Origin of the sequence: Brassicibacter mesophilus, assembly GCF_050433385.1 — a bacterium.
Classification (GTDB): Bacteria; Bacillota; Clostridia; order Tissierellales; family Proteiniboraceae; genus Brassicibacter; species Brassicibacter mesophilus.
In genome coordinates, this window is record NZ_JBNPXI010000012.1 from 70816 (window position 1) to 84803 (window position 13988).

Consider the following 13988-nt stretch of genomic DNA (forward strand, 5'->3'; position numbering starts at 1 on the left):
TCAACACCTAACAAAATATTTTTTAAGGTTAGTATAACATAATATTGAATAGTCTTAATATTATTAAACCAATTAACATAATCTGATATCATTAATTTTAGTTATTCTAGGCTTTCATAATGGTAGCTTTATTAACCTTTACTTTGTTTTTTCTAATTTCATAGTTATTTCTACTTGCTTTGAGTATTTCAATGACTTTAGAATTTATTTATTCAACTATAAATCGACTTTTGATTCATAGTAATAAATACTTCTAGAAAGTTGCAGGACTTTACATATTGCTAATACAAGGTATAAGGATCATGAAATAATTATTCTATACTTATTACATAGTTAAGGTTGTCAATTCTATACTTAATTAATCTCTTTTCATATTTATTAAACTCTTTTTCTAATTTTTCTATATCAGAATAATATTCGTCCTCTATCTCTCTATTTTGTTCATCAGTAAATTCACCCATTAGCTTTTCTTTTTGACTATAATTTTCAAACATAAGGTCTCCAATAACAATTTTACCATTATCTTTTAATACTCGTATCATTTCTTTTATGGCAAGGCTTTTTTCTGCGTCATTCAAATGATGAAACGCATAGGTTGAAACTATAATATTAAATTCCTTATTGTCAAATGGTATTTTTAGAAATTCTCCTAATCTTACTTTCAAGTTAGGAAACTTTTGTTTTGCTACATTCAGCATTTCTCTTGATTGGTCTATACCAATAATATTGTATCCTTTACTTAAATACTTTCCTGAAAGATTTCCAGTTCCTACTCCTATATCAAGAACTTTAATGTTATTTGCATCTTTATTAATATTTTCTACTGATTTTTTATATACTGTTTCTAATATTTCTTCATAGTTCTTATATATCTTTAAACTTCCTATATCTTTTCTAATTGATGTATCATAAGTCTTAGCCCAATCATCAAAGTTCCATCTATCTTTCCAATTATCTTTTATTTCCCTTACTTTATTAATTTTTTGTGAGGATTCTATTATTTTATTTATATAGCTTAAATCGTTGCATTCATACATTGCATCCATTATTTCTTCAATTGAATTTTTGAGTAATCTTAACCTGTGAATCTCATCATTAAGTACTTCCCATTGGTTATAAAAATGGTCTAATATATTGTTCTTATGATTCTTTTCTATAATTTGCTTTATATCTTCTATTGAAAAATCTAATACCCTATACATAAGTATTGTTTGTATTATCGCTATATCCTCCTTGCTATAGTATCTATAGTTATTTGTTTTATCTCTTGAAGGCGTTATCAATCCCTTCTTTTCAAAAAATCTTAATTTGTTTGTAGTTATATTAAAGATTTGTGCTATTTCATTAATTGAGTATTTTTCAGACATATATTCATTCCTCCTAAAAGTATTTAAAATTATTCTATATATTAAGGATAAACCTTCATCTAAGGCTAAGGTCAACATGTTTTTATAATAAAGATTTATAAAAGTGCCATTTATGAGGAGATATTAAAAGATGACTGTTGTACATTTGACTTAATATGCTTTTTAAAAGGCTTTATTTTTTGAATTCTTTTTTCTCAATAAAAGACTTTTGTCCAACTTGTAAAATAGAAATTTGTATAAAAGTTTTATGTTGCCAAACGAAAGCAATAATAAATATGTTATCATCTAGCAATTAGCACGTGTTTAAAATTAATAACCAATTTAACCCACATTATCCCATTTTGTGATACAATATATAATTATTGCGACTACAGGAAGAAATTCGCCACACTAATTTCGTATTTTATTCCAGAAAAATAGAGTTACTGACACTATTAATGTCAGAGATTTAAAAATTAGTCAAAATTGATTTTTCGAGGTGAGATAATTATGAAAGTGGACTTGGTTTGTATAGATATGTGCCAAACAAGTTAGCTTAAAGGGGATCGATCAATTTCACGGTATAGGTTGTAAATAATCTGAATTCAATAACCTTACATCTTTATTTACGCCATGTTTTAAGGAAATAACAATTGAGACTGGTCTTGAATTTAACCCTGAAATTGCAGTTAATATTTTTCTATCTGAACACGGTAACTCACCCTTATATGATGATTTACTAGAATTCTTACAGAGGCTTATCGACACCAGTAAGAAATAATCTTGAGAAAGTCTGACATTGCTAAGCCTCGGAACGTTATAAAACATCAACTCACTCGTTTCATGGCATTCTTTTGAAGCTATGATTATTTAGACTTAGTTTCATACAGTAAGAACATATACTCACTATTTAAAACACAGTAAAGGAGAAATTTCTATGAGCAAATTCATTAATTTAGAAACTGAACGATTAATATTAAGAGACCATACTATTGAAGATTTTAACTCACATCACTCATTATTGTCAGATGAGAATATAATGTATTATCTTCAAGATATTAAAACTACCACATTAGAAGAGTCAAAATTAAATCTACTTAATGCGATAGAAGATATTTGTTCAAATAATAGAACAAAGTATTTTTTTAGAATTGAAAATAAAGTTACCAATGAACATATAGGTGAGATTGGATATACAGTTACAGACTTTACACCAGTAGGAAAGCTTGTTCATCTTGGATACTTTACATATCAAAGACATTGGAACAAGGGTTATGTTACAGAAGCTGTAAAAGAAGTGATTCGATTTGCTTTTGAAGATAATGATGTATTCCGAATATCAACTGGATGTATTAAAGATAACCTAGGATCTGAGAGAGTAATGCAAAAATGTGGAATGACTAAAGAAGCAGAGTTCAAAATGAATGAATGGCATGACGGAAAAATGAAAGACAGAGTATTATATAGGTTACTAAAGAATGAATGGGTGTTTAGCGATTTTAAAAAACAAATCAAATAATTGAGTACATCAATTTTTTAATATTGTTTGGAGTAACTTTATATTTTGCGAGGATAGGATATGAAAAAAGTTTATATTATTTATGCTGTATTTTTATTGCTACTTGCAATTTTCGTTTGCTTTAAATTCTCTATCATTGGAGTAACCGCAGACGGTCTTGAACATAATGTTCGTGAATCTCAAAAAATAGATGATAGTTGGCATGTATCCAAATCTGTGACTGATAATGTTGGTGCATTGCTGTTTTATGACAAACATCTAAATAATTTCACTTACTCTATTTATTTGAACAGAAAAGGATTCTCATTTGGATATTTCTTCTGTTCAGGCGGGAGTACCAGCAGCATTTCTGATGGTGTTAGAGCCTTTGATTATGACAACTCAATAGCTTTCATTTCTATGAATAATGTAAATGTGAGTCGAATCGAATGTGGGTCAAAAAACAGACTTACTCAGCGAACCGTCTATACGATAGAACCGGGTAAACCATTTGCTATCGTAATCCCCATTATTGATGAAAACGTGACGGTAAAAATCTATAATCAAAATGGAAATGAGATTCCGATAACAGAAATCTCAAATATTAACTGACATATATTACTATAGATATAGCAATAATTATATAATGATAATTTGAATTATAATTTCACAAAGAAGATACAATGAATAACATTTTGTGGTGCAATTTCATGACAAATTCGGGTGCTAAGATGATTAGCACCCGTTAGTGACTATGTGGACGTTCTTATTTTGGGTTGACTCTTTTGCGACTTTCTGTATTTTTTCACTTATTAAGTTTGAATATATCATGGCTCCTTCGCTATTAATATGAATACCGTCGATTGTCAAGTATAGAAGCCTTTTATCGCTTAGCCGTTTTGCCCCTTTAACGGTCGAAGTTTTCGGTGCATCAAAGATGAAAACATCATGATAGTGCCCAAGGAAGAAATTTGATATGTCCCTGTCTTCTAGGTGTCGTTCAAAATCCTGAGATATATCTGCCAACTCACATTGGTGTTCCTTAGCTACACGTTGAACGGCAGCATTGTATAAGTTCCTTTTCTGGTTGATCTCTGTCTGTAAGTTTTCGCCTAAACAGCTGAGCGTAGTAATAATAATCTTAGCATTTGTCAATTGTTTTACCTTTGAAACTATATCATTATAAAGCTGTTCAAAACTCGATACTTCAGATAAAGGTAAGCTTCCTCTTTTTTCTAGCCAAGCAGCTGTAAACTGGTAACATCTATTCATTGTCTTCATTGTGGGAATGAGTAGATCATTGTGTCCTGCTTCAATGACAATGATGTCATACGAGGCCTTATCTAGTGCATCAATTAGTCTTTTACCTATGCCATAGAGCGTGTCTCCACCAAGGCCCATGTTGACAAAGGTCATGGCAGGCATTTTACTTTTTAGCATGTCTACATAATTAATGCCAAGCTTTCCCTCGGTAATACTATCGCCGATAATTAATACTTTCATTATTAAACATTCCACCTTTCACTGAGAAAAAATTATAGACTGCTTGTCACCTGATCAAGTAACCTGTCAACAATCAGTTGATAGTGGGCACCGATTTCCTTTTGATGAAACCACAACATTGAAATGGCGCGAACGGATTCCATTATGATGTAGATATCTTCGTCTTGTACTAATTGGTTCTTAAGCCAATAGTCGCACAGCGATTGAATAAATGCTGCTGAATCATTTACATTGACATTCTCATGGTGTTGTTGAAGAATAGCCATTAGATAAGCTACATCCTGGACGCGAGCTCGTTGAAGCAATGGATTTTCATAAAGTTCTTTTTGGATCTGATACCAATATTCTCTCAGAGCGCATTTAGGGTGATCTCGATAAGCAATAACAGCTTGATTAATATTTTCTCTTCCAGTCGCTAGTTCATACTTAAGGAGTTCACTGAACATGTCTTCTTTGGAGGGAAATAATTTATAGAACATTCCCGTCGAAATATTGACTTCGCTGGCAATCTTTCGTATCTCAACACCTGGCAATCCATCCGATAAATAATAGTATTTAGCTATTTTCATGATTTGGTATTTAAGTTCTGTCTTTGTTTCGCTGGAAAATTTCTTTGGCATAATAACCTCCATACATTTTATGAACATCATACTATTTTGTTCACAAATTGTCAATAAGGAAACTGATATTGAAAATATATAAAGGAATATTATACTTTTTTTGACGATGGAATTGAAGTTATTAAAAAATTACATCTTATTAACGTGTTTTTGCATACGAGGCACATTGCAAATCTCACTTTCAAATCACTTTTAAGCTCTTATCGGTGTAATTTTGCTCATTTTTAGTGATGCTTAAGACTTGCCAACATAACTAAAAAAACAATAAAATCAAGGCTTTGAGTATTGTAAGTTTACCACCGTTTCCACACGTGTTCTGATAGAGTGATGATACTAAAACGCATTAATATCGGTTTTGTGTAAAGATGTACCCCTATAATCAAGAGTGATATTTTGCTTAATAAAATTATACTTTTATGCAACAATAGAGGATTTATATTTTAAAATAACAATACTTTGCTAGAACAGAGCCATTATAAATATATTTTTTACTGTTTGAAATACTGTATATATTATCAAAGTTCTAATTTACACATAAAAATATTCTGAATATATATCATTATTTTCCTATCTTAAAATCCATCTTATCAATATTTTTTTGTATTTCTACTGAAACCGGAGGATGCTCTGCTACATATTCCATGACAACATAGACTCTTGTAGAATCCAGTCCGTTGACATAAGTCTATTATGATAAGATTTGATGTGCTGTATATAAGGAACAACTTTTGAATTTTAAATTGTTTTACATTATATTAACTAAGTATCGTATTAGAATTTAGTTAAGACTTGCTCTATAGTTTCAACTTCCTTTTTAATCCAATTTTTTGCAGTTTTGCTATCCACAGGAGCTAAATAGCATCCTGACATAGCACATACTCTGTTTAATAAGATGTAAAGATTAATTGCACGTTCTTCTAAATGCATATTATATTTAGTAATAAATGCATCTCTTTCTTCTTGAGTAATTTTAGTAAAAGGAGGATAAAGCAAATGAGCAATATCAATCATAGGATCCCACCACATAAAATCACCAAGTGCTGAAAGGCCTCCAACTGAATAATTATTGCACTCGTTTAGAACATAAATACTCCAAGGAAAAGGGCTAAAATGGACTAATGAACTAGACCTTTGTTTCATATAAGGCAGATTTTCATCCCAAATAGAACAAATCTTTTCATAAAGTTCTTTACTTATTATGTTATTATCAAGAAGATATTTATTACTACCATTATAAATTTCAGCACTTCTATAAAACTCAGCTGGATGAATCGGGTATTTCTTTTTACTAGGGTCCCCATCCCAAATACCAGCCCAATCATTCTGAATACTATGGATAAGTCTATATGCTTTTCCTAATGCACTATATATTCTTTTTCTCTCAGATTCAGTAGCCTGTTTATATTCATTACAAAGACAATTTCCTTTTTGACTTTCCGACAGGATAAATCTAAACCCATAGTCATTTTTATTGGCTGAATAGGACAAAATTTTAGGTTGAGGTATTCCAGAAGCTCTAATTTCACTAGTTGCTTTTACTTGATTTAATACTGTTGAAGTATCTGTCCACTCATCAACAATCCCTACCTTTAATAAAAGACGTCTTCCATCTGACATATGTATATATTGCGATTGCATTACCCAAGGATTAGGTTTGCTAAGGCGTACAACTTCACTATCTATTCCTGCATCTAGTAAAATCCTATTAATAGTTTCTATTTTTATTTCCATTACATTTGGTCTTGTAAGTATACCTTCCTTAATATTATTTCGTTCAAACATCATTATCACTTCCTTTTCCATTCTTTTGGTTTTTCCATCATCTTCAAATATTCTTACTGTTCTACCCAAAAACCCAAGATTGTAAGTTAGTATTAGATTTGCCTGGCCAATCTTCGGTTAAGTAATCTAGCTCTGTCATTTTTAGTTCATGTTTCATGCTCTCGATTCCTCCATTCATAGTTGTATTAATTCGTACTTCACTCTCTAATAATAATTATATTGATGAATGTTGACACGTGTATGTCAACATTATAGAATTAAATATAATATTTTTGATAGGAGAAATATATATGCGCATACATAGATTATTAGGTATTCTTTTATTACTAGAGTCAAGGGAATGTATCAAAGCAAAAGATTTAGCTGAAGCTTTTGAAGTATCTAAACGAACAGTGCATAGAGATATAGACATACTTTGTGAGTGTGGAGTTCCTATTACATCTATAGCTGGCCCTGTCGGTGGATACTCATTAATGAATGGCTATACTTTGAATATTAAAACAATGAATGTTGATGAATTGATAACGTTATATCTAAGTGGCATGGGCTTGCATCCAACTAAGTATTCAAATGCAAACATCAATCTCAAAAATGCAATTTTAAAATTAGAAAATACGGTTCCACAAAAATATTCCGAGGATATTCAAAAAGCAAAAGAACGCTTTCATTTTGACCCAGATTCTTGGTGGAAGAGTAATATAAACATACCTCATCTTGATACACTAAGAAAAGCATTAATGCAATCAAAAAAAATAGAATTGACTTACACAAATTCAAGTATGGGAACCCACCAAACGAAAACAAGGATAATTCGTCCCTATGGACTTGTTGTAAAAAATTCAGAATGGTATCTCGTTGCTTTCTGTGAGAGTAAAAATGCTCTAAGGGTTTTTAAGTGTAATAGAGTATCAGAAGCACTTAAACTTGATGATACATTTTCAATACCCTGTGATTTTCAGCTAGAATCTTTTTGGAAAAAATGGATAGTAAATTTTAAACAACTTTTATCTGAAGTCCCTTTTTATCCTGTATCTTTAAGACTATTATCAATTACGAAAGAAGAATTAGTTAAAATGGATATTATTGAACAATCACAACTTAATAAGGAGGATATCATCTTGGTAAATTTATATACATATGATAATGCATGTAAAAGAATTATTGAATACGGAAATACTATTGAAGTTTTATCACCTGAACTACTTAGAAATTTTGTTATAAATAGTGCCAAAGATATAATAAATATATATCTAGGTAATTAATAAAATCGTTTAACTATTCCGCAAAGTTCTTTCTCATTATACGCATTTATATCTTTTATGTAATTGTGAGGTCCCCATAAATAAAAACTTCTCCAAACATCAGTTTACTTTTTTCCCTAAAAAAACCTACAGCTACAAGAGCTATAGGTTTAATTGCATGAATATACATCTAAGCAAGAATTTACTTTATTGCAAGGCTACATATTTCTTACCAGCAATAATATACACTCCACATGTGATGGTGCTAGTAAATCTTTTATGTATTTCTGTACTAATTAATATTTTTCTCAAACTTCATTATTATTGTGCCAATACCAGCAGGATTTCTCCCACCATCTTTCACATTAGAAGAAAAAGTCTGTACAAATATAGTTTTTTCGTTATCTAAACAATCAATCGCAACTTTTAATAATTGATAACCATATACTTTTTCGCGACATTTTTTTAACCACTAATCAAGCTATTTCATTTTTAAAATCTTCACATCCTATCGTTTCCCCAAATAATGATTCAACATCTTCTATATCTAATTTTAATCATGCATTGAAATGTTTTTCGGTAACAAGACTAATCATAAATGGCCTCCTTCTTTTCTTTCTATATTTAATATTTTACAAGTGTGTATTTATCCTATTGTATCATCCTTTCTGACTATAACAAAATAACCTTACATTTACCAATATTCCTCAAATTTAACTCAATAACTCTTTCATTATTATGAGGAAAGCTTCTGGAACATTTTAATGAATAACTGATTTATCATATCCGTATATCATCAAGTCTTTTGACTTGTCCGTTTAAAAATGTTGTATAAGCACCACCCTTAAGGCTCTCTGATAATACTCTTATTGCAATTTTAATTCCCTTATCACTTTAAAAATCCACATCTATCCACCATCTGAATTTTGTTTTCGTTTATGTTTTCTATAACAACGTCTTTAAATTACAATGGTATAATATTTGATGCTTCTATAATTGACTGATTTGATATATTCTTTAGGTCTAAATCTTTCTCATAAATTGTATTAATAAATAAAATTGCTAATGTTACTGTAGTAAGTCTTAATAATTTAGTAAATTTCATAGATTATTACCCTCCTTAAGTAATATCATTATATACTGTTTACTCTTTACAACAGCTATCTTAACACATAGGGTATTCCAATATTTATTAAGCAACATTCATACCAGTAAAAGATTTATTGACAAAATTTAAAATTAATGTTAACATTGTTACGGTAACAATGTTAACATTAATTTTAAAGGAGGTTCTTCTTATGTTTGGAAATCTTAAAGAACTACCAAAACCAGTAGGTACATACACAGTTGGAATAACACATATGGACTTTATAGACCAAGCTAGAAAACAAGTTTTTCCATTCGAAGAAACAAAAGCATATAGAGAGATACCAGTAACAATTTTTTATCCATCGGATAGTACTGAAGGCAAAAATACAGCACCCTATGCTTTTCCAGAAGCTTTAGAAGTCATTCATAAATTAACCCATGGTTTCTGGTCAAAGAATATGGCAAAGCTAAAAACTAGAGTATATGAAAATATTTCTGTTTCAAAAAAGCAAGACAAATTTCCTATTATCTTCTTCAATCATGGCTATTTTGCCTACGAGATGCAAAGTACAATTTTATGTTCTGATCTTGCAAGTCTTGGATATATAGTTATTTCTGTTGGTCATCCTTATGAATCATCAGGTATTAAATATAGGGATGGAAGAATTGTAAAAGCACACAAAAGCAATATTAAAAGGTTCAACAGCTCTACCAATAAAGAATACAAAAAAATAATATTTAAGGAGCTAGTTAATAGGAAAAAATGGTGCTCAGATGAAAAATCTATGGAGTTAGCTACAGCTCTTTTTGGAAAAATTGGTTTTGAATTATCTAGAAGCACTAAAATATGGGCTGCTGACACTATTTTTATCGCAGATCAATTGGAAGATATCAATAATGGGAAAATTGATACTATATTTAAGGATAAATTACAATTAGATCCAGGCTTTGGGATTACTGGTCACTCAGTAGGTGCTGCTACATCTGCCCAAGTATGCTATGATGATCGAAGATTTATTTGCGGCATTAATATAGATGGTGGAACTTGGGGAGACTATATGCTTAAAGATATTAATACACCATTCATGGTTCTTGCTTCGAAAATAATTCGAAATTTATGCAGAACTACTTTCATTTATAACTCGAAAGACTCCTACTTGGTTCTTATTGATAAAACAGCACATTGGGGATTTTGTGATGTATGCTTTGCTTCTAGGCAAGCTATTCTTAATGGTAATATGATTGGATTTAGAGAAAAATATGAATTTAGAAAAATTATTACTGATTTTCATGCTGCATTTTTTAGTAAATATCTATTAGATAATAGAGATATTAATTTAAAGGAATTAAATTTTACTGGTATTAAATATATAGAAAAATTAAAATCAATAGATGAAAGAATGGAGAAGGTTACTAAGTAATAATGAATTTTGAAATTATAAGCCGTAAGTGGTAAGTTAGATTAACTTAGTTTTACTAGCTCAAATAAATGGAATTTTCAAATCAGTAGAATAATTGATTGGAGGAAAATATTTGGAAAACAATAAATATGGTGAGAATGAAAGACGTTTAGAGTTGCTAAAAAGCATATCATTTTATTTAGAAGACGTTGGTCTATTAGAATTTAGTTTTAGAGGTGCAGCCAAAGCCGCAAATGTATCACCTATGACTTTGGTTCGTTATTTCGATAATAGGGATGGTCTGCTTGATGAGTTGTTGGAGTATTCAGCTAAAACCTATATTACACATTTAGAAAATACTTGGTCAGCGAATTTAATGGAAAATCCAGTTGAAACAATACGAAAATTAATTTGTGACTTACAGAATAAAGTATATGATATTGAAAGTAAAAAATTGTGGATTCAATTAACATTAATTGCAGAATCTCCTAATGCTACTAGTTCTATGAAAGAGAGATATAAAAATATATATTATATAAGTAGAGACTATATCGTACAACTACTTAAAAATCTAGGAGTATCAATTGAAAGAGCAACTGATATAGGCAATGCCTTTCACAGTTTTTCAAACGGAGTCTTTCGTGATTACTATACTCATAAAAATAAAGAAATAGCTAGATCTAGCTTTAACTTATTATTAAATTGGCTACAGACAGAGATTGATAAAAGTGTTAAACGTGACTCCTTTTAACATGCTCTACCACTTTCACACGTATCAGTATCAACTTTCTAGCAAAACACATGTCAAAACAATAACAGTACTATTTAATTGGTAATAGATTATCAAACAAAATTACAAAATTATCTATAAGACATCGATAAAGCCATTAAAAGGCTAGCTTAACGTATTTAAGCTAGTCCTTTATTTCATAGATAAGTGATAAGTAGTATTATTTTTTTCAAATAAAGCATTAGTAACTGATTAAATCTCATAATTGCTTTTCAATTTTCTTCTCTATCTAAAATTCTTATTTGCATTTTCAATAAAATAATAGTAACAATAGTTGCTAAATTATCCAATATGGGAAATCATATCCAAACTACTGATAACTTATTCTCGAATATAGGCGGTAAAATAAATAGAAATAGTACAAGAAGTATAACTAGTGATAGAATCAATTATACCATGGCTTTTCCAAGTGATTGAAAAAGGGTAGCATCAACAACTTGTATCCCAATGATATTAAAATAATTCGTAAAGCAAAGGAACCACCATTTATTATAATTCATGATTAAAAGCATTATAATGTATGGTTCTATATTAAATTTTTTCATATAATATAATTTTTAAGTCTCAATATAAAATAGTAGTTTTTATACGCCTATCCCTCTGCAACTTAGCTTTCTCATTAAAGAACATATAGTTAATGCAAATCAATATTTTAATATATGTTTAGATTAAAAATGTATCTTTACCATATGGTAAGGATACCCTTATTTTGTACTAATAAAGAAATATTCCCATAAAAATTAAAATTATCGAATAAATTACAACACCTAAGTTAAGTTGAAACATTTTCTTCTCATTATTGAGCATATCAGATACAAATCTCCTAAAGGCTTTATAGTTAAATAATATTGTACTAATTTTTATTACCGTTACTGACACTAATGCTGCAATTATCCAACTATACTCTATACTTGAAATAATGACCATATACCACGTAAAAATTACAATTAAATATCCTATTACACCAATTACGTTTAGTATTTTAGGTTTTTCTGAAGCATATGCACTATTTAGTTCCCAATTATTCCACTTTTCACCCATTACTCCCATTATTATTCTTGAACCGATTCCTATTAATGCCCATACAAAACAAATTATGCCGAAATAATTCATAATTAATTCCTACCTTTTCATTTAAAGTAATTTAATATTTCTTTTTCATTACACCTGAAATATTTGTCCCTTAAGCTTATAGTAAGAGTTTTTCACAACTCAACTACAAGGTTTATTTTAATTTTTTCTTCAACTCTCCTTTCGCCATATAATAAATGCTAAAACTTTTTTAAACAAAGTATTACTTTCTGGTATCATCAATCCTAAAATCACTTTTTTTAATGCCTTAGAATAATTATATAAAAGCTTTTACTTAATCCTATATATTGATAAATCTTAGAAATTCAAATCTATACCAAAATAACAAATATTTTTTCCTATCTTTTCTTGTCGAAATCAAAAAATGTTTGCTTTGGATATTACCTTCACTTTCTCATATGACTAACAGTCATGTGACCGTTAGTCATATTTTAATATATATAATTTTTTTTGTCAACAGTTAATTTACTTAATGGATAAGACCTCCTTCTAATATATCTTTAACACACCAATATCATATAATATAAATATATGGCACAATTCATTTTACCAATTGTTTTACAATAAAATCTTGTTATGTAGATAATATCAATTCTATTTTTCCATACAAAAAAAGCTAACAAGATTAATTAAATTCCTATCAGCTTTGCTTATTTAAAAATTCTCTTAACCCTGTATTCACAAGGTCTAAAAATTTAGACATCACATCCACTATTACTTCCTAGTTAGTAGTGAACAACACTCCACATGCACCCTATGAAAAAACATATTAAAACACATCACCTTATTTTGTGATAAAATATATAATTGTTACAGATATAGAAAGATTTTCACGACACTAATGCCGTGATTTATTCAAACTAAGTCAAACTCCCGTCATTATCAATGTCTGAAATTCAAAAGTTGAACTTATCCACAGATCCTTAGATTCTTGCGATTATTATAATGTATTTGTGGAGAAATTTTGTGAATTTTATTTTGTAAGATTACTTAAATAAATGCTTGTAGCATTCTGTAACCAAATAATTAGATAAACTAAAGGGGGATTTATGAGAAAAACATTAATTATTTCAAAAAGATATTTTAAATTATTTGCAATGTTTATATTACTTAGCATTATTGTTTTTCTTATATTAAATCAATTTGTCATAAGACATACAATCAATGATTTTATTAATATAGACATTGATGAGATTAGAGAAGTAAAAATTATTCAAAATGATATTAGTGTTATAACATATGAAAATACTTATGCATCAAAGGAGTTTAATATAAAAAATGATAAAGAAATAAAGAGTTTCATTAGCGATATTAATGAAATTAGCCTAAAAAGAGACTTTCAAAACGAAATACTTTATAATTTAGGACAATGGGTAAGTTATCCAAGTACGACTAGCAGTATTACATATAAAATTTATATAAAAACAATTAATAAAGCAATAAATGTAGAGTTAACTAGTGGAAACACTTATATTGATTTGAATGTTAGTGAACTAAAAGAAAATAGATATGACAAGCAATACTACTTTAAAATTGTTGATGGATCTGATGAAAAACTTTCAAAAGAGATTTTTGAGCTATTTAATTAAATATTCTTTAGTGATGAATGGCATCCTATGACAATGGA

The 13988-nt window shown here is 29.1% G+C and carries 13 protein-coding genes; 7 read left to right on the forward strand and 6 right to left on the reverse strand.

Annotation, left to right across the window (positions count from 1 at the left end; genetic code table 11):
* Positions 1-311 precede the first annotated feature (311 nt).
* Positions 312-1367, reverse strand: a complete 1056-nt coding sequence (locus tag HNR33_RS13195; protein ID WP_429084067.1) for a MerR family transcriptional regulator — start codon at positions 1365-1367, stop codon at positions 312-314.
* Positions 1368-2283: 916 nt separating this feature from the next.
* Here HNR33_RS13195 and HNR33_RS13200 point away from each other — a divergent pair.
* Positions 2284-2865: a GNAT family N-acetyltransferase gene (locus HNR33_RS13200; protein WP_429084070.1), complete on the forward strand. Its 582-nt coding sequence runs from the start codon at positions 2284-2286 to the stop codon at positions 2863-2865.
* Positions 2866-2925: 60 nt separating this feature from the next.
* Positions 2926-3456 carry a hypothetical protein gene (locus tag HNR33_RS13205; RefSeq protein ID WP_429084073.1) on the forward strand — a complete coding sequence of 177 codons (531 nt, stop codon included), beginning with the start codon at positions 2926-2928 and terminating at the stop codon, positions 3454-3456.
* A 123-nt stretch (positions 3457-3579) separates the two neighbouring features.
* Here the strand turns inward: HNR33_RS13205 and HNR33_RS13210 are convergent, their stop codons facing one another.
* The 3 genes from HNR33_RS13210 to HNR33_RS13220 all read right to left on the reverse strand — a co-directional run bounded on the left by HNR33_RS13210 (position 3580) and on the right by HNR33_RS13220 (position 6818).
* Positions 3580-4347, reverse strand: coding sequence for an SGNH/GDSL hydrolase family protein (locus HNR33_RS13210; RefSeq protein WP_429084076.1), 768 nt, complete (start codon positions 4345-4347; stop codon positions 3580-3582).
* Between the two features lie 32 nt (positions 4348-4379).
* The gene (locus tag HNR33_RS13215; protein WP_429084079.1) at positions 4380-4967 is read right to left on the reverse strand and encodes a TetR/AcrR family transcriptional regulator; all 588 of its coding nucleotides are present in this window, start codon (positions 4965-4967) and stop codon (positions 4380-4382) included.
* A gap of 771 nt (positions 4968-5738) precedes the next feature.
* Positions 5739-6818, reverse strand: coding sequence for a phosphotransferase (locus HNR33_RS13220; RefSeq protein WP_429084082.1), 1080 nt, complete (start codon positions 6816-6818; stop codon positions 5739-5741).
* Positions 6819-7039: 221 nt separating this feature from the next.
* Between HNR33_RS13220 and HNR33_RS13225 the strand changes: the two genes are divergently transcribed.
* Complete coding sequence (locus tag HNR33_RS13225; protein ID WP_429084084.1) at positions 7040-8011, forward strand: helix-turn-helix transcriptional regulator; 972 nt, start codon at positions 7040-7042, stop codon at positions 8009-8011.
* Positions 8012-8954: 943 nt separating this feature from the next.
* On the opposite strand, the gene HNR33_RS13230 is transcribed toward HNR33_RS13225, so the two are convergent.
* Positions 8955-9095 carry a hypothetical protein gene (locus tag HNR33_RS13230; protein ID WP_429084087.1) on the reverse strand — a complete coding sequence of 47 codons (141 nt, stop codon included), beginning with the start codon at positions 9093-9095 and terminating at the stop codon, positions 8955-8957.
* Between the two features lie 193 nt (positions 9096-9288).
* On the opposite strand from HNR33_RS13230, the gene HNR33_RS13235 reads away from it, so the two are divergent.
* From HNR33_RS13235 to HNR33_RS13245, 3 genes are all read left to right on the forward strand, one after another.
* Positions 9289-10500, forward strand: coding sequence for an alpha/beta hydrolase (locus tag HNR33_RS13235; RefSeq protein ID WP_429084089.1), 1212 nt, complete (start codon positions 9289-9291; stop codon positions 10498-10500).
* A gap of 112 nt (positions 10501-10612) precedes the next feature.
* Positions 10613-11230, forward strand: coding sequence for a TetR/AcrR family transcriptional regulator (locus tag HNR33_RS13240; RefSeq protein WP_429084092.1), 618 nt, complete (start codon positions 10613-10615; stop codon positions 11228-11230).
* Positions 11231-11560: 330 nt separating this feature from the next.
* A complete protein-coding gene (locus tag HNR33_RS13245; RefSeq protein WP_429084094.1) occupies positions 11561-11686 on the forward strand; it encodes a hypothetical protein in 126 nt (41 codons plus the stop codon).
* A 297-nt stretch (positions 11687-11983) separates the two neighbouring features.
* On the opposite strand, the gene HNR33_RS13250 is transcribed toward HNR33_RS13245, so the two are convergent.
* The gene (locus HNR33_RS13250) at positions 11984-12382 is read right to left on the reverse strand and encodes a hypothetical protein (protein ID WP_429084097.1); all 399 of its coding nucleotides are present in this window, start codon (positions 12380-12382) and stop codon (positions 11984-11986) included.
* Positions 12383-13410: 1028 nt separating this feature from the next.
* On the opposite strand from HNR33_RS13250, the gene HNR33_RS13255 reads away from it, so the two are divergent.
* Entirely contained in the window at positions 13411-13950 is a 540-nt protein-coding gene (locus tag HNR33_RS13255) for a hypothetical protein (RefSeq protein WP_429084100.1), read from the forward strand.
* The last annotated feature ends 38 nt before the right edge of the window (positions 13951-13988 follow it).